Here is a 25,073-nt window from a genome sequence, read left to right as displayed (position 1 = left end):
CGTGGCCTATACATTTGAAGACATTAAAACGGTTGGCGTGATCGGCGCCGGTCTGATGGGCGCGGGCATCGCGCAGGTGTTGATGACATCGGGATACGACGTCATTTTGAACGACATGAACGCCGACGCCCTGAGCCGTGCGCGCAGCAGTATCGGGGACCGCATCGACCGTCTTGCGGAAAAGGGCCGGATCACCAGCAAGGCTGCCGCAGCCGCAAAAGGGCGGCTGAAGATTTCCGCCGATCTGTCCACATTGGCCGATGCGCAGTTGGTCATCGAGGCCATCATCGAGCGGCTGGACATCAAGCAAAAGCTGTTCACCGATCTTGAATCCATCGTCGGCGCGCAAACCATCCTGGCATCGAACACCTCGTCACTGTCGATCGCCTCGATCGCCAAGGCCTGCGAAAACCGCGGCCGCGTGGTGGGGATGCATTTTTTCAATCCGGTGCCGTTGATGAAGCTGGTCGAGGTGATCGGCGGCGCATCCACGGATCAGGCGGTGATCGACACCACGATTGCGCTGTCTGATGCGATGGGCAAAGTGCCGGTGTTGGCCAAGGACGGCCCCGGATTTATCGTCAACCTGGGCGGGCGGGCCTATTACACCGAGGCCCTGCATATCGAGAGCGAAGGCGTGGCCGCGCCGGAGCAGATTGACCGGATCATGAAAATGGCGGCGGGGTTCCGTATGGGGCCGTTCGAATTGATGGACCTGACCGGCATGGACGTCAATTTTCCCGTGTCGCGCCTGATTTTCGAAGGCTACCAGAGCGATCCGCGTCTGCGCACCACGGCCGGGCATGGCTATATGGTCGAGGCGGGGCTGTTGGGTCGCAAGAGCGGTCAGGGGTTCTATGATTACGCCGAAGATGGCCCCAAGCCGCCAAGCCCGATGCCGAGCCCGCCGGTGGCCGGACCGGTGACCGCGCTGCCCGTTGTGTTGCCCGAAGCCACCGACCGCTTTGCCGGGCTGGTTGAAAAGGGGCTTGTTGCCGGGACGGATGACGGAAAAATGCCCATTCTGGTCAGCCCGAACGGCGAGGATTGCACGGGCGTCGTCGCGCGTCTGGGTCTGGACCCGAAGCGCACGGTTGCGGTGGATCTGTCGGCGCTTGCCTTGGGGGTGGTCACGATCATGACCGCGCCCGGCGGTTCGGACGTGCTTGAGGATGTCGCGGCGTGGCTTGGCAAGGCCGGACTGCATGTCGAGGTGATCAGGGACAGCCCCGGATTTGTCGCGCCGCGTATCATTGCGATGATCGTGAACCTGTGCTGCGAGATGGCGCAGATCGGGGTCGGTAGCCCCGAAGACCTTGGCAAGGCAATGACTTTGGGTCTGAACTATCCGTTCAACCCGCTGGATCATGGCGATTTGTTGGGTGCGGGCAGGGTTCTGGAGACGATGGACGCGTTGCAAGACACGACCGGGTCCGACCGCTACCGTCCAAGTCTTTGGTTGAAGCGGCGCGCGCGGCTTGGCTTGTCGCTTAGCGCGGACGACTGACCACCGCACCGCCCGCACAGATGTCTGGGCGGTGCATCTTTGATCTTGAGGAGGAAATTCCATGAGCACTGGCATATCGACCGATGATCTGGCCGACCGCGAATTGATCCGGGACTGTTTGTTTCGCTATGCGCGCGGCATCGACAGAGCGGATGAAGCCGCCCTGCAAAGTGCGTATTGGCCCGGCGCATGGGACCAACACGGCGCGACCTCTGGTCCGGTCGAAGAGTTTTATGATCGGGTGCGGGGCGCTTGGGCGCGTGGGGCGCGTAATGTGCATCACATCAACAACATCCTGATTGATTTGCTTGGCGATGGCCGTGCGGATGTCGAAAGCTATTTCCTCGCGCTGCAACGCGGGGAGGGGGTCGATGGTATCACGCGACAAGCCATGCTTTCGGGCCGCTATTGTGACCGTTTCGAGAAGCGGGGCGGCGCGTGGCGCATTGCGCATCGTGTCGTGGTCTATGACTGGGTGGAACCGCAAGCGGTGCCGGAGGAGTCCGAAGTCGACCGTTTTGGCCTGCGGCAACCGATTGGCGGGGTGTTTCCCGATGATCCGGTCTATCGCATCGGGACATGAAAAAAGGCGATCCGTATAAGCGGATCGCCTTCTGGTCGAACCTGATAGGGAGGAATCAGGCTGCCCAGTTACCTTGGCGCAAGGCCCCGTTGTAGTTGAGCAGCGCCCCTTCCGTATTGCCGGAATAAGCGCCGATCACGCGGCCAACCAGAATGGTGTGGCTGCCGGAATGATGCTGGCTGTCGCTTGCGCAGATCAACGCGTGGTGGGCCGTTGTCAGAACCGGTGTTCTCAATGCATCCTGCTGCCAGACATCCCCGAAACGATCCGGCCCGTGGCGACCGCGTTGACCGGCAAACACCATGGCTTCCTCTTCCTGCTCGGCAGAGAGAATATTGACTGAGAAGGTTGCGGCGCCGGTGACGCATTCATGCGATCCGGAGGAGCGGTTGAGGCAGACCAGAACCATCGGCGGTTCAGCCGAAACCGACGAAAACGCCGATACGGTCATCCCGCAGCGGGCATCACCTTCGCCCGCGGCAACAATGCAGACACCCGATGCAAAACGGCGCATGGCATCGCGGAACGCATCCGCGTCCACGGGCGCCGGGGCTTTGATCCGTTCGATATGGGCGCGGATGCGGCCGGCCGCGTCGGTCCAACCCGAGCGTTCGGCAAAGCCGACCATCGCGTCGAACCCTGCCGCCCATGCTGTCTCTCCGGCGTGGGGCGTCAGGGCGCGGATCGCATCGGGGCGAACCCAGACATGCGCGCCATCTTCGGCCCGATCACCGATCGGCGCGACCAGCGCGTCCATGCCGTCCTCTGCCGCGGCCGGAACCGCGACGGAGAATCGTTTGAAGTCGTGGGCGCCCTCAAGCCTGGGCAGGGCACCGGGGGTGAGAACCAAGCGCATGGGTTTACTCCGCAGCGATCAGTTTGGTGCCGGCGCCGACCTCTTTCTGGATCGCCGGGATGATCTTGTCGCCCCAAACTTCCATTTGCTTGAGCATCGTCTTTTGATCGAAGTCACCCAATTGGGTTTGCAAGGCGATGTGATCGGGTTTGAGCACCTCGATCTCGGCCAGCAGGCGGTCGATGACCTGATTGACGCTGCCCACGGGCAGGTTCTTTTTCAGCTCTTCAAGGGTCGGATCGCTGTCGGTTGGCACCTCTTTCATGAGATAGCCATCGTCGGTCTGTTGGGTGCGGTTCTTGAGGCTGAACGACAGGCGACGCTGGAACAGGGCATTTTCGAGATAGTGATCGATTTCCGCCGTATTGTCGGAGGCATAGCCAACCCGCAGGAAGCCGAGGCGTGATTTGGATCCATCGGTGCCCGAAGCTTCGATCGCCTGGTCGACCTGACCGCGCACGTGTTTGATTTGGTCCATACCGCCCAAAAGCGCGGTCACGAACAGGTTCCAGCCTTCGCGGAAGGCGCGTTCGCGCAGTTTCGGGTTGCCGGTGGTGACCCAGATCGGCGGCATCGGATCTTGCATCGGACGGGTCGCAATCGACGACGGCGGGATGTCGAGATGTTCGCTGTGATGCTCGAAAATCTTCTCGCACAGCGCTTTGGGGATCACGTCGAGATATTCTTCGAAGATCTTGCTGGAATCGTCCAGATTGGTGCCGAAGCGCTGGAATTCGAAATCCTGATAGCCCGAACCGATGCCCAATTCGAGGCGGCCGTTCGACAGCGAGTCGACAAAGCCGACTTCGGCGAGAAAGCGCGGCGCATGGTAGAGCGGCAGGATGCAGACGGCCGATCCGAGGCGGATGGTTGTGGTTTTCGCCGCCGTATGGGCCACCATCATCAGGGGCGAGGGCGACAGCGAATAGTTGTTGAAGTGGTGTTCGGCATACCAGGCGTTCGAGAACCCGACCTGCTCGGCCATGACGGTTTGCTCGACCGCATTGGCGATAACCTCGTGCGAGGATTGATGATAGCCGCGCTGCTGCGCGAGAATGAATGCACCGAAATCCATGATAGTTCCTCCCTGATGAATGGTGAAACCAAGATACATTATTGCAATATTCGCGGGAAGATGATGAAAATGCAGTTCAGTTTTTCAAAATGTTGAAAGGTGGAGGATGGACAAGCTGCGCGCAATGGAGCTTTTCGTGGCGATTGCCGAAACCGGCAGTTTTTCTGCGGCGGGGCGGCGGTACGGGCTGTCTCCGGCTTCGGTCTCGCGACATGTCAGCGCGCTTGAAGACTCTCTGGGTGTCGCACTCGTCCTGCGTTCGACGCGGGCGCTGGTCCTGACAGAGAGCGGCGAAATCTTCTTGCATGACGCGGGCGAGATTTTGGCCAACCTCAAAATGGCCGAAACCAATGCCACCGCCCAACAAAACCTGGTTCAGGGTGTTCTGCGCGTGCATTCGCGGACCATGTTCGGGGTCTCAGTCCTTGCCCGGTTGCAGCCGGAATTTCAAAAGGCCAATCCGCAGTTGATCTTGGATTTGCATTTGTCCGAGGGGCCGGTGCGGTTGCGTGAGGACAAATTCGATCTTGATTTTCGCATCGCCCCCCCCGAAGAGGCGGGGTTGGTGCGGCGGCGATTGTTTCATTCGCGCCGCATCCTCGTGGCCTCGCGCGGCTATCTGGATGATGCCCCACCGCTGACCCAACCCGTGGATATTCATAACCATGCCTGTCTGACTTATTGGCTTAATACCGAACCGGTGTTCTGGCGGTTCCGGCGTCACGACGACGGCGCGGCCGAAGAGATCAGCGTGCCGACAGCCTTCATGTCGAACAACGGTCTGGTCCTGCTGGAAATGGCGCGGGCGGGCAGAGGCATCGCCCTGCTGGATGAATACACCGTGGCCGATGACTTGCGCGAGGGGCGGTTAGTGCAATTGCTGCCCGACATCCGCGTCACCAACACCACCTTTGACGAGGGCATTTTCGTGACCTACCTGCAAACGCCCTATGTGCCCGCCAAACTGCGCCACTACATTGATTTCGTCGTCAAAAATTGGGATAAGCTGCGGTAATTTAAGCGGTTTACCCAACTTGACCGGTTGGTCAGTCACGTGCGATGCTCGGTAAGCTGAAATGAGGCGGATAAGAACAAATGACAGATAGGTCCGCCGAAGGCGCCGCAACCGACGTAGATGAGTTGGTAAGCGAAAGGATGCAGTTCATCCTTGATAAGAGCACTTCGCTGTTCGCGGAAAAAGGCTATGACGCCACATCTATGCGCGATTTGGCCACCGCCGCGGGGGTGTCAAAAGCACTTTTGTATCACCACTTCACCAGCAAGGAAGACATCTATGCGCGCATCGCGTTTTCGGCGACGCGCCATTTGAATGCCTTTGTGCGCACACGTATCCCCGAAAACGGCAGCGCCGCCGAGAAATTGCGCGCCTACATGGGCGCGGCGGCGAAGTTCTACGCCGACCATCGCTCGGCGTGGGTGGCGGCGAGCAATGCGTTTTGGTCCGATCCCGACCGGCACCGGATGGAACGCCGATTGGCGCGCCGCCGCGAGTTCGAGAGTATGCTGCGCGAAATCATCAAGGAGGGAGTTCAGTCGGGCGAGTTTAACCCCGTCGATCCGGCGATGACCGGCCGCCTAGTGTTGTCGGGGATCAACTGGATGCACCGCTGGCATGATCCGGATAAATCGCTGACCCCCGAAGATATTGTCGATCAATACGCCGATATCATTCTGGGCGGTGTGCTTGCTAAACCCGGCTAGGCCACCCTTTTGGGCCATGCCCACCGAGGGCACGGCGCGTTGGGTCGATGTCCTTATGCCGTTGAAAACAATTTTGTTTTATCCCATGAAAAAGCGCCCCGTTCAGCAAGGAAGGGGCACTTTTGCGTTGCTATTTCAAATGGTCGCCCGTGTTATTCGAGGGTGATGTTGTTTTCTTTGATGACGCTGCCCCAGAAATCCTTGTCCCAATCAAGTTGGGCCTGCATCGCATCCACACCGCCCACTTCGGGGGTCATGCCAACGTTGTTCATCTTGGTTTGGATCGCTTCGTCTTGCATGGCGTTCTGCAATGCTGCCGACACGCGCACGATTTCGTTTTGCGGCGTGCCTTTGGGGGCTAGCAAACCGAACCAGAAGGACGACACCAATTCGGGATAGCCGAGTTCGGTCGTGGTCGGCAGATCTGGGAATTTCTCGTGGCGTTCGGGCGACGAAATGGCCAGCATCTTCACATCTCCGGCCTGTTGGTATTTCACCAGCGAGATCGGGGTCGAGAAGTTCAGATCGTTCAGGCCGCCAATCAGGTCGACAACCGCAGAGGGGTTGTCGGCGTAAGCCACGTCAACCATTTCAACGCCGAGCTTATCCTGAAGAACCTTGCCGAACAGATGCGTCACCGAACCTGGCCCGAGGGTTGCGTAGCGCAGGGGCTGCCCGAGTTCGATCGCATAGGCTTTCAGCTCTTCGAGTGTGTTGGCTTCGATCGACGCGGGGATGGTGACGGTGAGAGGGCCGCTCATCATGGTGCCAACCGGCTCGAAGCTGTCGAGGTCATAAGTCAACCCCTCGCGCAGCATGACATTGAGCGACAGCGGGCCAGTGGCCCCGATGAAATATGTTTGGCCATCAGGCTTTGCGGCGGCGGCATAGGTCGCGCCGATGATGCCGTTCGATCCGGGCTTGTTCTCGACGATAACCGGTTGGCCGAGATCTTCGGACATCATGTCGCCGATTTCGCGAACGAGGCCGTCAATCAGGCCGCCGCCACCATAAGGCACGACGAGTGTAATGGGGTCGCCCGAGTCGGCAAAGGCGCCGATCGGCGCGATCATTGCGGATGTTGCGAAGCCAACAGCAGCGATCAGGTTTCTTCGTGTGAATGTGGTCATTTCTGGTTTCCTCCCTGTGGGTGACAAAACGGCGTGTTCGGCCGAGTCGCTAGACGCTAGGTAGTGACCGGCCGGTCAGTCAAGACTTAAAACGCCCTAAAAACCCCTTGCGGAAGAAAATTCCGGTGTTTATCTTCTTTCGTGACTGACCGGCCGGTCAGGGGCTGATCCCCCCGATGCGGTAACGGTCCGGAATCGAGATCGCGGCCATGTCGGCGCGAGAGGGAGGATACATTATGATGGGTAAAGAACACGTTCGCGTGGAGATGCATGGTATGGTGGCGCTGGTGACTTTGGCACGCCCGCCAGTGAATGCGCTGAACCGTAAAATGCGTCACGAGATCGTAGAGATCTTTGACGAAATCTCGCAACGTGACGACGTTCGCGCTGCCGTATTGACCGCAGAGGGCAAGACATTTTGCGCCGGTGCGGACCTGAAAGACCGCCCGGATCCCGCAAGCCCCGGTGATTTTCTGGAACACAACCGGATCACCCGTGAAACCGGCAATTCGATTCGCGAATGTGCAAAACCCGTGGTCGCCGCCGTGAACGGCACTGCGCTTGGTGCGGGTCTGGGTCTTATGGCGTCTTGCGACATTTATTACGCTTCTGAAAACGCGGTTTTCGGGATGCCCGAGATCAATGTCGGATTGGCCGGCGGCGCGTCGATGCTTAACAGCCTGTTTGGCCGTTCGACAACGCGGCTGATGTTTTTCACCGGCAAACGCATGACCGCGCAAGAGCTTCTGGACCGGTCGATCATCGAAGCCGTGACCAAACCCGACGACCTTGTCGATACCGCTATGGCAACGGCGCAAGAAATCGCGTCCAAAGCGCCGCTTGCGATCAAATACGCCAAAGAAGCGGCCAATATGGTCGAGAACATGCCGCAGCGCGATGCCTACCGGCTTGAACAGAACTACACGATGGCACTGTCGAAAACCGACGATGCGAAAGAGGCGCGCATGGCGTTCCTTGAAAAGCGTGCACCGGTTTTCAAGGGGCGTTGAGATGAACAAAGCGCGCTCTTTGACCGGGTTGTCCGCAGTTTTCGAGCCCCGCTCTATCGCCGTGGTCGGGGCATCTTCAGATCCGCAGAAAACCGGAGGTCGTCCGATCCACATGCTGCTCAAGCATGGCTATAAGGGCGGCATCCTTCCGGTGAACCCAAAGGTGGATGAGGTTCAGGGGCTTAAGGCCTATGCGGACCTTGGTGCGTTGCCGCAGGTTCCCGACCTGGTTCTGATCCTTGTGCCGGGTGCTGCGGCGGTTGCCGTGCTTGAAAACGCGGCGAAGCTTGGCGTTGGCGCGGCTATCGTTCTGTCGGCGGGCTTTGCCGAAAACGGCCCCGACGGCGAAGCGCTTCAGGCTCCTATCACCGCCCTTGCGGATGCCAGCGGAATGCGGATTGTCGGCCCGAATTGCCTGGGGTCTGTGTCGGTCGCCAATTGTGCCATCGGGACGTTCTCTATTGCGTTGGAAAAGGAAATGCCCCGCGCAGGCGGTATCTCGATCGCCTCGCAAAGCGGCAATGTCGGCTCGGTCACCCTGGCCGGTTTGCGCCGCGAAGGTGCAGGGATCGCGCGGTTCATCGCGACAGGCAACGAGGCGGATATTCAGGCGGCGGACGCTGTTGAATGGATGGCGCAGGACGATGCGACACGGGTGATCCTTCTGGTGCTTGAAACCTGCCGCGACGGCGCGCGTCTGACCCGTGCCCTGACCAAGGCGCGCGAAGCGGGCAAACCCGTTGTGGTCATGAAAATCGGCACCAGCGAGGCGGGCCAGAAGGCGGCGCTGTCGCATACCGGTGGTCTGGCCGGCAGCGACCGCGTGTTCGATGCGGTGTTTGACCGTTATGGTGCGGTGCGCGTGCAATCTCTGGAAGAGCTTGTCGAGGTCGGGGTTGCCCTGGAAACCATGGGCACGCGCCGGATCGGTGCCGATCCTTCGGCGGCCATGGTCGCCGCATCGGGCGGCTTCGGGGTGATGATGGCGGATTCGGCTGCGGCCAACGGCATTGCGGTAAACCCCCTGACCGAAGCCACGCAAGCGCGTATCAAAGAGCGGCTTCCTCTTGCGTCGGCGGTCAACCCGATCGACGCCACAGCGCAGATGTCGGCCAATCCCGATATTCTGGAACATCTGGTGGATGCGGCGTTGTCCGATCCCGAAAATTCGACAGTCTGTCTGATGCTTGCGATGGGCATGGGCCTGCCGCGGCTGCGCTCGGTTTATACCGAAGCGCTGAAGAAAGTCAGCGCCGCGCACCCCGACAAGGCGCTTGTTGCGACGATCGGCGGGCCGCAGGATGCCATTGCCGAGCTGCGCGCCTTGGGGATCGTGTGTTTTTCGACCATCGACGCCACGATGCGCGGGATTGCCGCACTGGCACAGGCCGATGCGCTGCGCGATACCAAAATGGTCGCGGTCGAAGATGTGAGCCCCGCGCCGCTTATGGCGGGGGCTGAACGCAACGAGGCCACGGCCAAAGCGGCGCTGCGCGCGGCGGGTCTGCCCTTTGCCGAGGACGCTGTTGTGACAACCGGCGAGGAAGCGGCACAGGCGGCGGCGCGGATCGGCGGCAAACTGGCCATGAAGATTCTTTCGCCGGACATCCTGCACAAAAGCGACATCGGCGGTGTGGAGCTGAACATTTCCGGCGAAGCCGGTGCCAAAGCGGCCTTCAAACGGCTTGTGATTTCGGTTGAACTGTTCAAGCCCGAGGCGCGCATCGACGGCGTCATCATGGCCCCGATGACCAGCGGCGGCACTGAACTGATTCTTGGCACGACTCAGGATCCGACCTTTGGTCCGGTTATCATGGTCGGCCTTGGTGGTGTGTTTACCGAGGTGTTCGAAGATACCGCGCTGGCGCTGGCGCCGGTGACGGCAGACGAGGCCGAGCGCATGGTGCGCAGCCTGCGCGCCTTTGCGCTTCTTGACGGTGCACGTGGACGGCCAAAAGCCGATCTGGCGACGCTGACGCAGGCGATTGTCGATCTGTCACGCTTTGCCGTGACCCATGCCGCAGATGTGGCCGAAATCGACATCAACCCGATCCTCGTGAGGGGGGAAGGCAACGGCGCCGTGGCGCTTGATGCATTGATTGTGACCAAAGAGACAAATGCGGTGGAGGCGGCAGAATGACAACTCAGAACCCGAGCAAAAGCAGCTATGAGCCGGGCACCTATGCAGCGCAGACCCGCAAATGGATCGAAGCGAACCTGACCGATGCGCTGCGCACGGACCGCGCGTCCATCGAGGCGAGCCTCGAGGAAAAAGTCGGCTTCGAGGCCGAGCAGCACAAGGCCGGTCTTGTCGGTATCACATGGCCGGTCGAATATGGCGGCCACGGCTTGACCTTGCACGAACATCTGGAAGCCAACCGCGAGATCGGACTGTCTCCGATGCCCAATGCGGTGAACTCGATCGGCAAGGAACTTGCCGGACCGATCATCATGACTGTGGGCCGCGAGGACCAAAAGCTAGACCTGCTGCCGAAGATCCTGAACATGGAAAACATCTGGTGTCAGGGGTTCTCGGAACCCGGCGCCGGTTCCGACCTTGCGGCGCTGCGCACCCGTGCCGAGAAAACCGCCGATGGCTGGAAGGTGAACGGTCAAAAAATCTGGACCTCCGGCGCTTCGAAGTCGCAATACTGCCTGCTGCTGGCGCGATTGGGCGTAGCCGAAGACCGCCACAAGGGCCTGATGCTTTTTGCGGTGCCGATGGACACGCCGGGGATTGATGTGCGCGAGATCGTGTCGATCGACGGCGCGCGGTCCTTTTGCGAGGTCTTCTTCAACGACGTTATCGTTTCCGAAGACAATATGTTGGGCGCTCCCGACGAAGGCTGGGCGGCGGCAAGCCGCGTGCTTTCGATCGAACGGGCCAGCAACCGGATGTATCGCTCGTGGCGCTTCGAAAGCGAGATTGATCACCTTGTCGCGGCGTGCCGGTCGGACAATCGCGCCTATGCGGTGCTCAGGGGATACACCCGCGAGATCGCCGAAGCGCGGATTGCGGTCGAGAACCTGAAGGGGCATGTCGAAACGCTGGTCGGGGATATGATCAACGGGCAACAGATCGGCCCGCGCGGATCGCTGCCCAAACTGTATTGGTCCGAAGCGCACCAACGTTTTGCGCAAGTCGCCTATGAAATCGTTTCACGGTTCCCGCTGGACGGCGGGCAGGCTTTGGCCGATGCCCATGCACGTTTCAGGAATATCTACCTGTCGGGCCGCGCCGAGACGATCTACGCGGGCACCACCGAAATCCAGCTCGACATCATTTCGAAACGGATTCTCAACTTGCGAAAGGCGGCCTGAGTCATGGAATTTGATCTCAACCCGAATGAGTTTGAAGCGACGGCAAAAGCCGTCATGCAAGCCTGTGCGGCGGCCGAGCCGGAGGGCCGTGCGGCTTTGCTGGCAGAGGCCGGATTGATTGGCGTCTCTGTTGATGAATCCGTTGGCGGCCTTGGTCTGCCGCTTGATTTCGCGGTGCCGGTTCTGGCTGCGGCGGGGGATGGTCTTTTGGGCTTTCCGTTGATTGACGCGATGTTGATTTCCCGTGCATTTGCGGGCGTTGATACGGCCCTGGCCGAAGCCGTCGTATCGGGGGACAGCGTTGTCACGATCGCATGGCAAGGCGTGGCCGAAGACTGCGTTGTCGGCGCGGCGGCCATGGGCGACAAGGCGGAGCACGTCTTGATGTTCCGCGCCGACGGCAGTGCGGTTCTGGCGCGGACCGGCAACGGCGTTCAGGCCGAACCGATGGCGAGCCTTGACATCGACGCCCCCGAAGCGCGGTTCGTTTTGAACGGCCCGATTGACGGGGTGCAGCTGTCGGCCGATGCGGTCGAGACGCTGCGGTCCGATGCCATGGTGATGCGCTCTGCTTTCGTGCGCGGTTCGGCTGAGAGATGTCTGACACTTGCGGTGGATTATGCGCAGGAACGCAGCCAGTTCGGCAAGCTGTTGTCAGCCAATCAGGTGATCCGGCACCGTCTTTCGCGCGATAAGCTGGCCACCGAAACCATGCGCAACGCTTTGACCCGCGCGCTGACACTAGTGCCGGGCGGCGACGTCGAAATGGCGCGGCAAACCTGTTGGCTGGCCACCGCTGCGGCGGGGATTTCGGTTGCGGAAAGCGCCATTCAGGTCTTTGGCGGCATGGGCTTTACGTGGGAAGTGCCGCTGCACCGTCATCTTCGGCAAATACGCACGCAAGCGCAGGCCGGATCATATGCTGAACAAACCGAAGCCTTGGGTCTGTGGATGATCGAGACTTCGAAAAATCCTTGGTATGGGGAGATTGCCAATGTCGTCTGAAATGAAAACCGTATTGATCACCGGCGCGGGTCACGGGATTGGCGCCGCGACGGCCAAAATCATGGCCGCGCGGGGCTGGATTGTCGCCGTGAATGATTTGAAAGAAGAATTCGCAAACGAAGCCGTTGCCGCCATCACCGAAGCGGGGGGTGAGGCCTTTGCCGTGGTCGAAAACGCAGGCACCAAAGAGGGTATCGAAGCGGCGGTTGCCGCGACCTTGCAGCGTACGGGCCGTCTGGACGGGCTGGTCAACAATGCCGCATGGGTCCGCTATCAGGCCATTCCCGACATCATGCCGGAAACTGTGGACCGGATGCTGAACGTCGGCTTTTCGGGCATTATCTGGGCGACACAAGCGGCAGCGGCGGCGATGACCTCGGGCGGCACGATCGTCAATGTGGCCTCGGCGGCGGCGTTTCGTTCGGCAAAATCCTCTATGGTTTATTCGGGGATCAAAGCCGGCGTCACCGGATTGACCCGGGCCGCGGCCAGCGAGTTGGGCGAACAGGGCATCCGCGTGAATGCGGTCGCGCCCTCGGCCATTCCGACCGAAGGTACGGCGCGCAACCGCAATGTCGAACGCGACGCGGCGCGGGCGGCGGCGACGCCATTGGGCCGTTTGGGCACGGTGGACGATATTGCGCGATCCATCGGCTATTTCCTTGGTGACGAAAGCGAATTCGTAACCGGTCAGGTTCTGTCCGTGGACGGCGGCATCGGGATCGCGATCCGATAATGACGGGTCAAGCCTCTTCGGGCCTTGCGTCGCGTACGGTGCTGGTCACCGGTGCGGCCAAGGGGATTGGCTGGGCGATTGCCCGTGCCTTTGCAGCGCAGGGGCAGCGCGTTGCGCTTGCTGATATTGATGCGCAGTCCGTCGAGGCGTGCGCGCGGGAGCTTGGGCCGGAGCATGTGGCGCTGCCTGTTGATTTGACCCGATCGGGCGCAGGCCGCGCAGTGGTCGGACAAGCCGCCAAGGCGCTTTGCGGGCTTGATGTGGTGATCAACAATGCCGGTATGACCGACAGCACGGGGCGGGCGTTGATTGATATCGAGGGGGCGGCCTTCGAGCGGCTGATCGCCTTGAACCTGATCGCGGTGGAAGAGATATGCGACGCCGCGCTTGAAATATTGCCGCGCGGGGGGGCGATTGTCTCGTTGGCCTCGGGCGCATCGTTCCGGCCTCTGGCCTTGCGCGGGGCCTATTCTGCGACCAAAGCCGGTGTGGTCGCGCTGACCGAAGCGCGGGCAGGTATCGCCGCCGCCAAGGGCCTGAGCATTTGCGCCGTGGCGCCGGGATACACGCGCACTCCGCTGGTCGAAACCCTAGCGCGCGAGGGCCGGATCAACCTGGAGAAAGTTGCGGCCGGCGTTCCGATGGGCGCGATCGCCGCGCCCGAAGATATTGCGGATGCGGTTTTGCATGCGGCGCTTTACGGGGAGGCCTTGAACGGGGTGACCCTGAGCGTGGACGGGGGCAGCGCACTTGGCGCGCCGCAGGCTGGCACCGCGCCAGAACGCGGCAACGTGGCTTCTGGCGCGGTGGTGGTTTGGGGTCATGAGGAACTGGCCAAAGCCATGGGCGCTATCGGGCAGGACGGTAGCGGGCCGGTTTGCGCGCTGACCGACGCGACGCTGTTGACCCCGCCCGCCGAGATTGACTTGGCAGGGGTTCTGGCGGGGCTGCGCGCCCGCGCGGCCCGCTGCGCGCGCGAAATGACCCGTACGCGCGACTTTGCGTTGACCGTGGTTATCGGGGCGCAGACGCAGGACGACACGATTGTTGCGGCATCGGCCGGAATGCTTGTGCGGACCCTGGCGCTGGAATGGGCGCCGTCGGGGCTGCGGGTGAACGCCGTGATCTGGCACCGCCCTGTTCTGGACGGGCTGGCCGATTTGTGCCTGTTCCTTGGCGGGCCGCGCGCAAGAAAAGTGACCGGTCAGGTCATTCAAACACAAACGACATTGCGCCCGCGTAGATAAGTTGCACAGGCACACGAGCAAGAGAACCATGGGAGGAAAACATGCGTTTCGTATTGAACAGACTGGAAGACATCTCCGCCGCGTTGGTGACGGCGGGGGTTGGTCTTTTTGTGATCCTCGAAGCAGGAAGCTATCGAATGGGTTCCCTGACCAGCATGGGACCGGGGTATTTTCCTACCATTCTGGGTTGGACCATGATCGTGCTGGCGGCGCTGATGCTTGTCGCGATGCGGCCCTCTGAATCCCTGCGGTTGCCGGGGGGGCACCAGTTTCGCGGCATGCTCTGTATCGCCGCTGCCTTTGGGTCTTTCGCGCTGACCATCGAACGGTTCGGGATGCTGCCCTCTATCACCCTGGCGGTCTTCCTTGCCAGCCTGGCCAATGATCGCACCAAACCCTGGGTCGGTCTGCTTTTGGGTCTTGGCACCGCGCTTGTCTGTGCCCTGATCTTCCGCGTCGGCCTTGGTCTTCAGATCGAGGTATTCTAAAATGGATGCGCTGCTTTCCAATCTCGCGCTCGGTCTGACCGTTGCTTTATCGTGGAACGGTCTGTTCTACTGCTTCCTTGGCGTTTTCCTCGGCACGCTGGTCGGGGTTTTGCCCGGCATCGGCATCATGGCGACCCTTGCCATGTTGATGCCGATCACCTTCCATCTGGAACCTACGCTGGCGCTGATCATGCTCAGCGGGATTTACTACGGGGCGTCCTATGGCGGTTCGACGGCGTCGATCCTGATGAACTTGCCGGGCACCGCGACCAGCGCGGTCACGGGGCTCGATGGATATCCGATGGCGCAGCAGGGGCGGGCCGGTCAGGCGCTGTTCATGACGGCGATTGCCTCTTTCGTCGGCTCGCTGTTCGGTGTCATCTTGCTGGCGGGTTTCTCGGTGCCGCTGTCGCGCGTGGCGCTTCGGTTCGGGCCTCATGAATATGTGGCACTTATGCTTCTGGGTCTGATTGCCGCCTCGGTGATCGGCTCGGGGCGCTCGCTGCGCTCGTTGATCTCGGTCTCGCTCGGGCTTGCTCTGGGTCTCATCGGTCTTGACCTGAACTCGGGCGTGCCGCGCTTTACCTTCGGGCAGACGGTGCTGTTCGACGGCCTGCCGCTGGTTGCGGTGGCGATTGGTCTTTTCGGGCTTCCCGAAATCATTGCCAGCTCTGGCAGCAAGACTGTTCCGCGCGTCCAAGAGGGCAAAATCCGCCTGCGCGACATGCTGCCAACCCGCGAGGATTGGAAGCGTTCGGCCATGCCGATGGTCCGCGGGTCGGGGATCGGCGGCTTTTTCGGTGCCTTGCCGGGGACCGGCGGTCTGGTTGCGACATTCGTGTCCTATGCGGTCGAGCGGCGGGTTTCAAAACACCCCGAGGAATTCGGCAAGGGCGCGATCGAAGGCGTCGCAGCGCCGGAGGCGGCGAATAACTCTGCTGTTCAATCGGCCTTTATCCCGACGCTCAGCCTCGGCATTCCGGGCGATCCGGTGATGGCGATCATGCTGGGCGTGATGATGGTGCATGGCATCATCCCCGGACCGACGGTGATTCAGGACCGGCCCGATCTTTTCTGGGGTCTGATCGTCAGCTTCATCATCGGCAACCTGATGTTGCTGGTCTTGAACCTGCCGCTGGTGGGCATGTGGGTCAAGATCCTCAAAATCCCCTACAACCTGCTATTCCCTGTCATCGTCGCCTTCACCTGTATCGGAATCTACAGCGTCAACTACCAGATTGTCGACATCTTTGTTCTGCTCGGGTTCGGCTTCCTGGGTCTGGGGATGCGGGCGCTCAAATTCGAGGTGGCGCCCTTGCTGCTCGGCTTTGTGCTTGGCCCGATGATCGAAGAATACTTTCGCCGTGCCTTGATCGTGTCGCGCGGGGATATCGGATCGTTTTTCGACCGGCCCATCGCCGGCACCATCCTTGCGATCACCTTTGCAATCCTTGTCTGGGCCATCGGGTCAAAGCTTTTTGCCGCTTTCCGCGCGCGGGGCCGCAGAGAGGTACAGACCGATGGGTAAGGTGCAGATCGAACGGCTCGACACCGGTTTTGACTGTCTGGGGGAAAGCCCCGTTTGGGACAGCCAGAACCAAAGCCTTTGGTGGATCGACGGGGTGGCTGGCAAAATCCACGAACGCCGCGCAGACGGTAGCGTGCAAACGCTGGAGGTGACGGGCCATGTTGGCGCCATCGCCTTGGTCGAGGGGGCCGGTATCGTGGCCACCATCGACAGGCGCGTCATGTGGCTTGACCCCGACACCAAAGTCGAACAGCTTTTGGGTGGCGTCGAGGATGCGCCGGAGGCGATGCGGCTGAATGATGGCAAACTTGATCGGCAGGGCCGTTTCGTTTGTATCGGAATGGGACGCGGTGGCGAAGCCATTGGCAATCTGCACAGCTTTGGCCTGTCTACAGATCGTGTATTGGCAAAGACCGGTGTGATGATCGGCAATGGCGTTTGCTTCAGCCCGGATGGCGGCACGCTGTATTTTTCGGATACGCGGGCCCGGACATCGTACGCGGCGCAATATGACATCGAAACCGGCGCTGTTGGCCAGATCCGCGCCCATATAGATTGTGTCGCGCTTGGTTCGGGGATCGACGGGGCCACCGTGGATCGCGACGGCAATATGTGGGCGTCCTTGATCCATTCGGCGCAAATCGGCTGTTTCGCCCCTGATGGTACGTTGTTGCTCAGCATCCCTGCGCCGGTCGATTTGCCGTCGAGCCTCGCCTTTGGTGGTGCCGATATGGATGTGTTGTTTTTGACCTCGATCCGCGACAGCGGCACGGGGCGCGCGGTGTCGAAACACCCCGAGGGCGGCGGCGTTTTCGCCATACGGGGCCACGGCGCAACAGGCATAGAAGAGGCCCGTTTTCAGGGTGCGAAGAACTAGGGAGAGACAGATGTTGGATCACGACGAAGGTGGCGGCCCACTGAAGGGTTTGAAGGTCCTCGACATTGCGACCATCATCGCTGCGCCGTTTGCGGCCTCGTTGCTGGCCGATTTCGGGGCCGAGGTTACGAAATTCGAAATGCCGGGGCGCGGGGACGGGTTGCGGTATTTCCCGCCGTTCCGCGATGACAAACCGCTTTGGTGGAAGGTGACGAACCGTGGCAAACGCTATGGTACGTTGGACCTGCGCAAGCCCGAGGGGCTTGAGATCATGAAAAAACTGATCGCCGAGCATGACGTTCTGGTGGAAAACTTCCGTCCCGGTACGCTGGCCAAATGGGGACTAGATCGCGACACGCTTTGGGCGTTGAACCCCGACCTTGTGATCCTGCGCGTGTCGGCCTTTGGCCAGACCGGACCGAAATCGCGGCAAGGCGGGTTCGCACGGATTTTCGAAGCGATGGGCGGGCTGACGTATATCACAGGGATGAAAGACAGCGCGCCGGTGCACCCCGGTTATCCGATTGCCGATGCCTTTGGCGGGGTGTTCGGTGCCTTCTCGATCATGGCGGCGCTTTTCGGGATCAAGGCAAACGGAACGAAGGGCGACGAGATTGATCTGGCCCTTACCGAGGCGACCTTTCGGTTGCTTGAAAATCTTGCGATTGAATATGATCAGCTTGGCCAGGTGCGCGAACGCGACGGCAACAACAACCAATATACAGCGCCGGCGAATGTGTTTCGCACCAAGGACCAGCGTTATGTCACCGTCACCGGGTCGACCGAAAATATGTACGCGGCGAATATGCGTGCCATCGGCCACGGCGATATGATCGACGATCCGCGCTTCAAGGGCAACCGCGCGCGGCTTGCCCACCGTGACGAGCTGGACGCGATCTTTGCCGAGTATATCGAAAACCACATGCTGGACGAGGTGTTGGAAGCTTTCGAGCGCGAAGGTGGCGCAATCGGGCCGATCTATTCCGTCGAGCAGATTTTCGAGGATGCGCAGGTGCAGGCCCGCGATGTCGTGACCGATGTGCCCGACGAGGATTTCGGGTCGGTCCGGATGCAAAACGTTGTGCCGCGCCTGACCAACAATCCGGGGCGGGTGCGTTGGGCGGCCAAAAGCCTGGGCGCGGATACCGATGCGATCCTTGGCGATCTGGGTTTTAACACCGCGCAAATCGCCAAGTTGCGCGACAACGGAATTATCTGAGGGCCATCATGACAACCGTGATCAAGAGCAGCCTTTCGGGCGGCGTTCTGACGCTGACCATGGCGGGGACGAAAACCAAAAACTCCATCGGCCGCACGCAATACGAAGCGCTTGCCGCCGCCTTTGTGGACGCCGCGCACGATTCGGCGGTGGGGGCGATTGTCATCACCGGCGAAGGCGGGTTCTTTTCCTCGGGCGGCAATGTCCGCGGGCTCGAGCAAAGCCGGCTGTCGCCGCGCTCGGAGGTGGCCAAGAACACCGATTCGCTTTTTGCGATGATTATGGCGTTGCGCAATTGCCCCAAGCCGGTGATTGCCGCGATCGAAGGTGGCGCTGCGGGGCTGGGCCTCTCTTTGGCGCTGTCTTGCGATATGGCAGTGGCCAGCGCGGAGGCGCAATTTACTGCGGCCTATGTGAAAATTGGGCTGACGCCGGACGGCGGGGCCACCTACTTTTTGCGCGAGGCGCTGCCGCGTCAGCTTGTCTCGGAAATGTGTATGCTGGGCCGCCCGATCAGCGCCGAACGGCTGTTCGCCGCAGGGGCGTTAAACGAGATCACAGCGCCGGGCGCGGCGTTGGATGCGGGGATTGCGTTGGCCAAGGCCTGCGCGGCGGGCGCGCGCGATGCCATCGGCACCATCAAGGCCGAAATCGCCGTGGCGGGGCAGGCGGCGCTGTCCGATCAAATGGATTACGAGGGCCGCATGATCAACGCCTACCGCTACGGAAACGAGGCCGGTGAAGGCCTGGCGGCTTTCCTCGAGAAACGCAAACCGAACTTTAATGGAGGCGCCGCATGATCCGCGACCAGCACAAACTCGATACGCTTTTGGCGGACGTGCACCGTTGGGTGCGTGAGGTGGCGCACCCCAATGAGGACCGCGTCGATGCCAACGACCGTGTGCCCGACGAGATCGTCGCCGACATGGCGGCGCGCGGTTATTTCGGCTGGTCGATCCCGCAGGAATACGGCGGCCTTGGCCTGACCACCGAAGAGTTGGTCATGGGTGCGATGGAGCTGAGCCAAAGCGGCGTGGCCTACCGCGCGCGGGTCGGCACCAACACCGGCATCGGCTCTGAAGCTTTGGTCGCCGATGGCACCGACGCACAAAAGAGCGCCTATCTGCCGCGTCTGGCAAGCGGCGAGATCACCGGGTCGTTCGCGCTGACCGAACGCAGCGCGGGGTCGGACGCCACGGCGCTGACCACGTCGGCACGCAAGGACGGCGATGATTATGTGCTTAACGGCACCAAATGCTACATCACCAACGCGCCGATCGCCGATATTTTCACCGTCATGGCGCGCACCGATCCGGACATTCCGGGCGCACGCGGCGTGTCCGCCTTTGTCGTCGAACGTGGCACCCCCGGTGTCAGCACCAGCGCGCCCTACAAAATGATGGGTCAGCGCGGCTCTCCGGTGGGCGAGGTCACGTTCGACAATGTACGGGTGCCGGCGCGCAACCTGATTGGCGGCGTCGAAGGGCAGGGGTTCCGCACCGCGATGAAGGTGTTGAACAAACAACGCATCCATCTGGCCGCGCTGTGCACCGGCCCGTCGATCCGTATGCTTGACCTGGCGATGGAACATGCTGAACAGCGCGAGCAATCGGGCCAGAAGATCATCGACTTTCAACTTGTTGCGGCGCTTTTGGCGGATTGCCGTGTTGATGTCGAAGCTGCCCGCGCCCTGGTGCTGCAAACCGCCCGTGCCCGCGACGAGGGGAAGGACATCGCGCTGGAGGCCTCGATCTGCAAATATTTCGCCTCCGAAGCATCGGGACGCGTCGCGGATCGCGCGGTGCAGGTTTTTGGAGGCGCGGGCTATGTCGCCGATCACGCGCCGATCGAACGCTATTACCGCGATGTGCGCCTGTTCCGCCTGTATGAAGGCACTAGCCAGATCCACCAACTCAACATCGTCAAACAGGACCGGCGCCGCCGCGCGGTGACCCCGTAACAATGCGCGATTTTGATGTCATCATCGTCGGCGGCGGTTCGGCTGGCGCCACTTTGGCAGGGCTTCTTAGCACTAGCCGCGACTGCCGCGTTTTGCTGCTTGAAAGCGGTCGCCGTGATATAAGCCCGTGGGTCCACATCCCCGCGACCTTTTTCAAGGTCATTCAAAAGGGGCGTGATGCGGTGATGATCACCGGCGAGGCGGAAGACAATCTTGCGGGCCGCCCCTTTGTGGTGCCGCAGGGCCGTGTGCTTGGTGGCGGATCGTCGGTCAATGCGATGCTTTACCTGCGCGGCCAACCGCAGGACTATGACGGATGGGCCGAGATGGGGGCCGAGGGGTGGAGCTGGCAAGAGGTGCTGCCGGTGTTCAAACGTCTTGAGGCCAATGACAGCTTTGCCGATGCCTACCATGGCATTGATGGTCCGTTGAGCGTGTCGAGCCCGCAGTTCAAGCACCCGCTGTCAAAGGCGTTTGTCGAAGCCGGCACCCAAGCCCAGATCCGGCCGAACCCCGACTTTAACGGCGCGCGGCAAGAGGGCATCGGATTTTTCCAGACCACAACCCGCAAGGGGCGGCGTACCTCTTCTGCGCGGGCCTTTCTTGGCCCTGCCAAACGCCGCAAAAACCTGACAATCCTCACCGGGGCACCGGTGGACCGCGTGCTGTTCGAGGGCACACGCGCCGTTGGTGTCCAGCTTGCAAACGGCGAACGTTTCTCGGCGTCGCGCGAGGTCGTTCTGAGTGCGGGCGCATTTGCCAGCCCTATGATCCTGATGCGATCAGGTATCGGATCCCGTACTGATCTGGAACAGCACGGGGTGCAGGTGGTCGCCGATTTGCCCGGTGTCGGACAGAATTTCCAGGACCACGCCATTGTCCCTGTCGAGGTCAAAACCCGTGGTGCGACCTCGGTCGTGGGCGAGGACAAGATGCCGCGCGGCCTGTTCCATATGCTGCGCTACCTTGCAACCCGAAGGGGTTTGCTGTCGTCGAATATGGTTGAAGCGGGCGGCTTTATTGACGTCGCGGGGCAGGGGCGTCCCGATGTGCAACTGCATTTCATGCCCGGATATAATGCCGCCAAAGGCGTGATGCAGCTGGAAGGTCATGGCGTGACTTATTCTGTTTGCGTCCTGCGTCCGAAATCGCGCGGCGAGGTGCGTTTGCGCTCTGTCGATCCACTGGCGCCCCCGCTGTTTCGCAGCGGCGTGATGAGTGACCCCGCCGATATGGAGCTTTCGTTGCAAGCGCTGCGCCGTGGCCTTGATCTGTTGGCGCAACCCGCCCTGCAAAGCGTATTGGCCGAGCGCAAGAGACCCGCGGCAGATGTGGAGACGGACGAGGACTTGCGCAGCTATATCCGCGCGCACGTCAAGACGGTCTATCATCCCGTTGGCACGGCAAAAATGGGCGCGGCCTCGGACCCGATGGCGGTGGTGGATGCGCAGCTGAAAGTACACGGTGTTGACGGGCTGCGCGTGGCCGATGCGTCGGTTATGCCGTGCCTGCCATCGGGCAATACCAATGCGCCGTGCATCATGATCGGGGCGCGCGCGGCCGATTTCATCCGCGCCAGCGCGCGGCAAAATAACCCCAGGGAGCACGACAATCCATGACCGAGGTTTTCATTTGTGATTATATCCGCACACCGATCGGCCGCTATGGCGGCGGGCTTGCACCGGTGCGGGCCGATGATCTGGGGGCCGTGCCGATCACTGCCTTGATGGAGCGCAACACTGGCGTCGATTGGGCGGCAGTGGACGAGGTGCTTTATGGTTGCGCCAATCAGGCGGGCGAAGACAACCGCAATGTGGCGCGTATGTCGGCCCTGTTGGCTGGGCTTCCTGTTGATGTGCCGGGGTCGACGATCAACCGTCTATGCGGCTCTGGCATGGATGCGATCACCATGGCGGCGCGGGCGATCCGTGCGGGCGAGGCCGACCTGATGATCGCGGGCGGGGTCGAAAGCATGTCGCGTGCGCCCTTTGTGATGCCAAAGGCGCAAAGCGCGTATTCGCGCGATAACGCTGTCTATGACACCACCATCGGCTGGCGCTTTGTGAACCCGTTGCTCAAGGCGCAATATGGCGTCGATTCCATGCCGGAAACTGCCGAAAACGTTGCGGATGATTTTGGCATCAGCCGCGCGGATCAAGACGCCTTTGCGCTGCGTTCGCAGGAAAAGGCGGCGGTCGCGGTCGCCAACGGGCGATTGGCGCGCGAAATCGTTCCGGTCACGATCAAGACCCGCAAGGGCGAAACGGTTGTGGATACGGACGAGCATCCGCGCGCTTCGACGCTTGAAAAGCTCGCAAGCCTGCGCCCCATCGTGCGCGAAGGCGGCACGGTGACGGCGGGCAATGCCTCGGGGGTGAATGACGGGGCGGTGGCGCTTGTTCTGGCCTCGGAGGCGGCGGCGCAAAAACACGGGCTTACGCCGATTGCGCGCGTCCTTGGCGGTGCCACCGCAGGCGTGGCACCGCGCATTATGGGCTTTGGCCCCGCGCCCGCGTCGAAAAAGCTGATGGAGCGTCTTGGCCTTTCGATCGACGATTTTGCAGCGTTCGAGCTGAACGAAGCCTTTGCCAGCCAAGGGCTTGCGACGTTGCGCGATCTTGGCATTGCCGATGACGATATGCGGGTCAACCGGAACGGCGGCGCGATTGCGCTTGGCCATCCGCTTGGTATGTCCGGCGCGCGGATCACCGGCACGGCGATGCTTGACCTCAAATCCGGCGAAAAAAGCCTTTCCACCATGTGTATTGGTGTCGGTCAGGGGATCGCCATCGCGCTGGAGCGGGTCTGAGCAAGACCTTTCGCACGCAGGGGGAAATTGGGATTGCCTAAGGAGGCCATATCGCCACTGATTAGAGTAACTCCGGACATGGATTCTTCTCCTTTGGTGATGGCTCTAGCAACTGTATCTCTTGGCGGGTCAGAGCGGTCCAATTCTGGCGTGATTCACAGCTCAGAAAACGGAGCGGTCACATGGGTTCTGTCGCAAACTTTTTGGAATATGGGCCTGCTCGCCAAGCTGTGATAGATGCCGCCTTTTGAATAGGCGGGCGGGTTTCAGTTCGTGACGATTAACTTCAAAGGCAGCCACTACCCCAAATCCGTCATCCTATACGCTGTGTTTTTCTATGTGCGATATGCTGTTTCCTATCGTGATCTGGAGGAGCTCATGGTCGGGCGCGGGGTCGAGGTAGACCATACTACCCTGAACCGTTGGGTAGTAAAGTATGCGCCGTTGATCGCCGCGACTGCCCAAGCACGAAGCGTCCGACTGCCGTATCTTGGCGCATGGATGAAACGTACATTAAGGTTAAAGGAAAGTGGACCTACTATTACCGAGCCGTCGACAAGACAGGAAAAACCCTTGATTTCATGCTCTCTGAACGTCGCAATCGGGCTTCAGCTCGGCGGTTTTTCAAGCGGGCAATTGGCACCAATGGTGTGCCAGTTCGGGTCGTCATCGACAAGAGCGGCGCTAACCTGGCAGGCCTGCAATGGGTCAACGTCATCCTGAAGTTCACGAACTCAGGGAAGACCATCAAGATCCTCCAAGTCAAATACCTCAACAACATCGTAGATCACGCGCCCTATGCTTGGCTTCAAGGCCTTGCACTCGGCCTACGCAACACTGGCCGGGATCGAGACTGCACACATGATCCGAAAGGGGCAACTCGACGCCATCGGGCTCACCGCATTCCAGAAGTTTGCGGCGCTCGCAGCATAACTGCGCTCGCACAACGGCCGCCTTCAATCGTTAGGATAATTTGCGATTGAACCAGCGCGTATGCTTGAAACACGCCCTCGGATGGTTGTTGCTGTTGCTTTGGCAAACCGCATGGCTCGGAGGCTTTGGGCCATGTTGATGACGGGCCAGATTTATCGCATTCGCGGGGCCGTCGCTTAGCGGCAGACCCACGGATACCGGCAGGTATGTGAGGACGAAAGGATCGACTAAGGAAAGCGGATCGACGAGAACGAACATGGAAAAACCAGTGCAACCCTTCGCGGCTTCGAGCCCGATAAACTGATTTGGAGCCAAGTTCGCGCATCTCCATAAGGGCCAGCAGCCAAGTGTGCTGCACAAACAGGCCGGACACGTGACTGCACCCGATCATGCTATCTAAACGTCGAAACAATCACCCACATAAACCGGGGCATCCACACGTGGGTTGCGACAAATCCCCTATCTTGCTGGAAAGCAAGGAGAACGGACATGGCCCACACAGAGGCACGTTAACGGGTGTGAGGTTGCTGGTGCATCGACATCCCCTACAAGCGCCACCGGTTTCCGCCTCAGATCATCGCTCATGTTGTATGGCTCTATGTCCGGTTCAGCCTGAGCCTGCGCGAGGTAGAGGAGGTGATGCTGGCAAGTGGAGTAGACGTTTCGTACGAGATGATCCGGTGCTGGACCACAAGGGCCTCAATAACTGTGCAGAAAACAGCCATTTCCCTTTTCGAAAACGAGAGCGCGTGATGCAGGTTTTCCGATCGCCGGGTAGTTTACAACGCTTCGTCTCGATGCAATCTGCAACCCGCAATTCCTTCTCCGTACCAGCCCGCCGTCGTTCCGCTCTCACCATCCGCTACCATCGACTCGAAGCATTCGAGGCGTGGAAATCCGCAGCAAACGTCGCTTAATCAACGGTCGGCATGCCAACTTGTAAGCTCGGTTAGTTGGCGTGACAACACCTGCTTCGGTCCATTCCCCAACAACTCACCAGTGTTACATCCAAATTTTGAGTCAAAAGGTCGTTCACGGCCACTTGATCTAAAGATATTGCCACAAGA

21 protein-coding genes and 2 pseudogenes are annotated in these 25,073 nt (G+C 60.6%); 20 read left to right on the top strand and 3 right to left on the bottom strand.

Going from position 1 to position 25,073, the window contains the following annotated elements; translation table 11 throughout:
- Nucleotide 1: 1 nt before the first annotated feature.
- Nucleotides 2-1,507, top strand: coding sequence for a 3-hydroxyacyl-CoA dehydrogenase (locus K3759_RS19300; RefSeq protein WP_311199024.1), 1,506 nt, complete (start codon nucleotides 2-4; stop codon nucleotides 1,505-1,507).
- A 61-nt stretch (nucleotides 1,508-1,568) separates the two neighbouring features.
- Nucleotides 1,569-2,090: a nuclear transport factor 2 family protein gene (locus tag K3759_RS19295; RefSeq protein WP_259986248.1), complete on the top strand. Its 522-nt coding sequence runs from the start codon at nucleotides 1,569-1,571 to the stop codon at nucleotides 2,088-2,090.
- A gap of 55 nt (nucleotides 2,091-2,145) precedes the next feature.
- On the opposite strand, the gene K3759_RS19290 is transcribed toward K3759_RS19295, so the two are convergent.
- Nucleotides 2,146-2,946, bottom strand: a complete 801-nt coding sequence (locus K3759_RS19290; RefSeq protein ID WP_259986247.1) for a flavin reductase family protein — start codon at nucleotides 2,944-2,946, stop codon at nucleotides 2,146-2,148.
- 4 nt (nucleotides 2,947-2,950) lie between these two features.
- Complete coding sequence (locus K3759_RS19285) at nucleotides 2,951-4,021, bottom strand: LLM class flavin-dependent oxidoreductase (RefSeq protein ID WP_259986245.1); 1,071 nt, start codon at nucleotides 4,019-4,021, stop codon at nucleotides 2,951-2,953.
- 106 nt (nucleotides 4,022-4,127) lie between these two features.
- On the opposite strand from K3759_RS19285, the gene K3759_RS19280 reads away from it, so the two are divergent.
- Together K3759_RS19280 and K3759_RS19275 are read left to right on the top strand one after the other, a co-directional pair.
- Nucleotides 4,128-5,036, top strand: a complete 909-nt coding sequence (locus tag K3759_RS19280) for a LysR family transcriptional regulator (protein ID WP_259986243.1) — start codon at nucleotides 4,128-4,130, stop codon at nucleotides 5,034-5,036.
- Between the two features lie 80 nt (nucleotides 5,037-5,116).
- The gene (locus tag K3759_RS19275) at nucleotides 5,117-5,743 is read left to right on the top strand and encodes a TetR/AcrR family transcriptional regulator (protein ID WP_259986241.1); all 627 of its coding nucleotides are present in this window, start codon (nucleotides 5,117-5,119) and stop codon (nucleotides 5,741-5,743) included.
- A 152-nt stretch (nucleotides 5,744-5,895) separates the two neighbouring features.
- Here K3759_RS19275 and K3759_RS19270 read toward each other — a convergent pair whose 3' ends face one another.
- Complete coding sequence (locus K3759_RS19270) at nucleotides 5,896-6,873, bottom strand: tripartite tricarboxylate transporter substrate binding protein (RefSeq protein WP_259986239.1); 978 nt, start codon at nucleotides 6,871-6,873, stop codon at nucleotides 5,896-5,898.
- Nucleotides 6,874-7,109: 236 nt separating this feature from the next.
- Between K3759_RS19270 and K3759_RS19265 the strand changes: the two genes are divergently transcribed.
- The 16 genes and pseudogenes from K3759_RS19265 to K3759_RS19185 all read left to right on the top strand — a co-directional run bounded on the left by K3759_RS19265 (nucleotide 7,110) and on the right by K3759_RS19185 (nucleotide 24,923).
- The gene (locus K3759_RS19265; RefSeq protein ID WP_409202530.1) at nucleotides 7,110-7,883 is read left to right on the top strand and encodes an enoyl-CoA hydratase/isomerase family protein; all 774 of its coding nucleotides are present in this window, start codon (nucleotides 7,110-7,112) and stop codon (nucleotides 7,881-7,883) included.
- A 1-nt stretch (nucleotide 7,884) separates the two neighbouring features.
- Nucleotides 7,885-10,023: an acetate--CoA ligase family protein gene (locus K3759_RS19260; RefSeq protein WP_259986237.1), complete on the top strand. Its 2,139-nt coding sequence runs from the start codon at nucleotides 7,885-7,887 to the stop codon at nucleotides 10,021-10,023.
- Nucleotides 10,020-11,204, top strand: coding sequence for an acyl-CoA dehydrogenase family protein (locus tag K3759_RS19255; protein ID WP_259986235.1), 1,185 nt, complete (start codon nucleotides 10,020-10,022; stop codon nucleotides 11,202-11,204). Before K3759_RS19260 ends, K3759_RS19255 begins: the two co-directional genes overlap by 4 nt.
- A gap of 3 nt (nucleotides 11,205-11,207) precedes the next feature.
- Nucleotides 11,208-12,209, top strand: coding sequence for an acyl-CoA dehydrogenase (locus K3759_RS19250; RefSeq protein WP_259986234.1), 1,002 nt, complete (start codon nucleotides 11,208-11,210; stop codon nucleotides 12,207-12,209).
- Nucleotides 12,199-12,945, top strand: coding sequence for an SDR family NAD(P)-dependent oxidoreductase (locus K3759_RS19245; RefSeq protein WP_259986232.1), 747 nt, complete (start codon nucleotides 12,199-12,201; stop codon nucleotides 12,943-12,945). The genes K3759_RS19250 and K3759_RS19245 overlap by 11 nt, the downstream gene beginning before the upstream one ends.
- The gene (locus K3759_RS19240; RefSeq protein WP_259986592.1) at nucleotides 12,945-14,192 is read left to right on the top strand and encodes an SDR family oxidoreductase; all 1,248 of its coding nucleotides are present in this window, start codon (nucleotides 12,945-12,947) and stop codon (nucleotides 14,190-14,192) included. The genes K3759_RS19245 and K3759_RS19240 overlap by 1 nt, the downstream gene beginning before the upstream one ends.
- 41 nt (nucleotides 14,193-14,233) lie before the next feature.
- Nucleotides 14,234-14,680, top strand: coding sequence for a tripartite tricarboxylate transporter TctB family protein (locus tag K3759_RS19235; protein WP_259986591.1), 447 nt, complete (start codon nucleotides 14,234-14,236; stop codon nucleotides 14,678-14,680).
- A 1-nt stretch (nucleotide 14,681) separates the two neighbouring features.
- Nucleotides 14,682-16,208, top strand: a complete 1,527-nt coding sequence (locus tag K3759_RS19230; protein ID WP_259986590.1) for a tripartite tricarboxylate transporter permease — start codon at nucleotides 14,682-14,684, stop codon at nucleotides 16,206-16,208.
- Entirely contained in the window at nucleotides 16,201-17,085 is an 885-nt protein-coding gene (locus tag K3759_RS19225) for an SMP-30/gluconolactonase/LRE family protein (RefSeq protein ID WP_259986589.1), read from the top strand. Before K3759_RS19230 ends, K3759_RS19225 begins: the two co-directional genes overlap by 8 nt.
- Nucleotides 17,086-17,095: 10 nt before the next feature.
- On the top strand, nucleotides 17,096-18,304 hold the full coding sequence (locus tag K3759_RS19220; RefSeq protein WP_259986588.1) for a CaiB/BaiF CoA-transferase family protein: 1,209 nt from the start codon (nucleotides 17,096-17,098) through the stop codon (nucleotides 18,302-18,304).
- An 8-nt stretch (nucleotides 18,305-18,312) separates the two neighbouring features.
- Nucleotides 18,313-19,104, top strand: a complete 792-nt coding sequence (locus K3759_RS19215; protein WP_259986587.1) for an oxepin-CoA hydrolase, alternative type — start codon at nucleotides 18,313-18,315, stop codon at nucleotides 19,102-19,104.
- Nucleotides 19,101-20,264, top strand: coding sequence for an acyl-CoA dehydrogenase family protein (locus K3759_RS19210; protein ID WP_259986586.1), 1,164 nt, complete (start codon nucleotides 19,101-19,103; stop codon nucleotides 20,262-20,264). The genes K3759_RS19215 and K3759_RS19210 overlap by 4 nt, the downstream gene beginning before the upstream one ends.
- Before the next feature lie 2 nt (nucleotides 20,265-20,266).
- Nucleotides 20,267-21,883, top strand: coding sequence for a GMC family oxidoreductase (locus K3759_RS19205; RefSeq protein WP_259986585.1), 1,617 nt, complete (start codon nucleotides 20,267-20,269; stop codon nucleotides 21,881-21,883).
- Nucleotides 21,880-23,073: a 3-oxoadipyl-CoA thiolase gene (pcaF, locus tag K3759_RS19200; RefSeq protein WP_259986583.1), complete on the top strand. Its 1,194-nt coding sequence runs from the start codon at nucleotides 21,880-21,882 to the stop codon at nucleotides 23,071-23,073. Before K3759_RS19205 ends, pcaF begins: the two co-directional genes overlap by 4 nt.
- Before the next feature lie 273 nt (nucleotides 23,074-23,346).
- A pseudogene (locus K3759_RS19195) lies at nucleotides 23,347-24,006 on the top strand (IS6 family transposase).
- Between the two features lie 534 nt (nucleotides 24,007-24,540).
- Nucleotides 24,541-24,923, top strand: a pseudogene (locus tag K3759_RS19185) (hypothetical protein).
- Nucleotides 24,924-25,073: the final 150 nt, after the last annotated feature.

This window comes from Sulfitobacter sp. W027 (genome assembly GCF_025143985.1).
Lineage (GTDB): Bacteria > Pseudomonadota > Alphaproteobacteria > Rhodobacterales > Rhodobacteraceae > Sulfitobacter.
Note: the sequence above shows the minus strand (reverse complement) of the source record. Positions and strands in the feature narration are given on the sequence as shown.

What these genes read in the sequence shown, in the direction of transcription:
- K3759_RS19295 (WP_259986248.1), top strand. Translation starts at nt 1,569, where the DNA reads ATGAGCACTGGCATATCGACCGATGATCTGGCCGACCGCGAATTGATC.
- K3759_RS19290 (WP_259986247.1), bottom strand. Translation starts at nt 2,946, where the DNA reads ATGCGCTTGGTTCTCACCCCCGGTGCCCTGCCCAGGCTTGAGGGCGCC.
- K3759_RS19285 (WP_259986245.1), bottom strand. Translation starts at nt 4,021, where the DNA reads ATGGATTTCGGTGCATTCATTCTCGCGCAGCAGCGCGGCTATCATCAA.
- K3759_RS19280 (WP_259986243.1), top strand. Translation starts at nt 4,128, where the DNA reads ATGGACAAGCTGCGCGCAATGGAGCTTTTCGTGGCGATTGCCGAAACC.
- K3759_RS19275 (WP_259986241.1), top strand. Translation starts at nt 5,117, where the DNA reads ATGACAGATAGGTCCGCCGAAGGCGCCGCAACCGACGTAGATGAGTTG.
- K3759_RS19270 (WP_259986239.1), bottom strand. Translation starts at nt 6,873, where the DNA reads ATGACCACATTCACACGAAGAAACCTGATCGCTGCTGTTGGCTTCGCA.
- K3759_RS19265 (WP_409202530.1), top strand. Translation starts at nt 7,110, where the DNA reads ATGATGGGTAAAGAACACGTTCGCGTGGAGATGCATGGTATGGTGGCG.
- K3759_RS19260 (WP_259986237.1), top strand. Translation starts at nt 7,885, where the DNA reads ATGAACAAAGCGCGCTCTTTGACCGGGTTGTCCGCAGTTTTCGAGCCC.
- K3759_RS19255 (WP_259986235.1), top strand. Translation starts at nt 10,020, where the DNA reads ATGACAACTCAGAACCCGAGCAAAAGCAGCTATGAGCCGGGCACCTAT.
- K3759_RS19250 (WP_259986234.1), top strand. Translation starts at nt 11,208, where the DNA reads ATGGAATTTGATCTCAACCCGAATGAGTTTGAAGCGACGGCAAAAGCC.
- K3759_RS19245 (WP_259986232.1), top strand. Translation starts at nt 12,199, where the DNA reads ATGTCGTCTGAAATGAAAACCGTATTGATCACCGGCGCGGGTCACGGG.
- K3759_RS19240 (WP_259986592.1), top strand. Translation starts at nt 12,945, where the DNA reads ATGACGGGTCAAGCCTCTTCGGGCCTTGCGTCGCGTACGGTGCTGGTC.
- K3759_RS19235 (WP_259986591.1), top strand. Translation starts at nt 14,234, where the DNA reads ATGCGTTTCGTATTGAACAGACTGGAAGACATCTCCGCCGCGTTGGTG.
- K3759_RS19230 (WP_259986590.1), top strand. Translation starts at nt 14,682, where the DNA reads ATGGATGCGCTGCTTTCCAATCTCGCGCTCGGTCTGACCGTTGCTTTA.
- K3759_RS19225 (WP_259986589.1), top strand. Translation starts at nt 16,201, where the DNA reads ATGGGTAAGGTGCAGATCGAACGGCTCGACACCGGTTTTGACTGTCTG.
- K3759_RS19220 (WP_259986588.1), top strand. Translation starts at nt 17,096, where the DNA reads ATGTTGGATCACGACGAAGGTGGCGGCCCACTGAAGGGTTTGAAGGTC.
- K3759_RS19215 (WP_259986587.1), top strand. Translation starts at nt 18,313, where the DNA reads ATGACAACCGTGATCAAGAGCAGCCTTTCGGGCGGCGTTCTGACGCTG.
- K3759_RS19210 (WP_259986586.1), top strand. Translation starts at nt 19,101, where the DNA reads ATGATCCGCGACCAGCACAAACTCGATACGCTTTTGGCGGACGTGCAC.
- K3759_RS19205 (WP_259986585.1), top strand. Translation starts at nt 20,267, where the DNA reads ATGCGCGATTTTGATGTCATCATCGTCGGCGGCGGTTCGGCTGGCGCC.
- pcaF (WP_259986583.1), top strand. Translation starts at nt 21,880, where the DNA reads ATGACCGAGGTTTTCATTTGTGATTATATCCGCACACCGATCGGCCGC.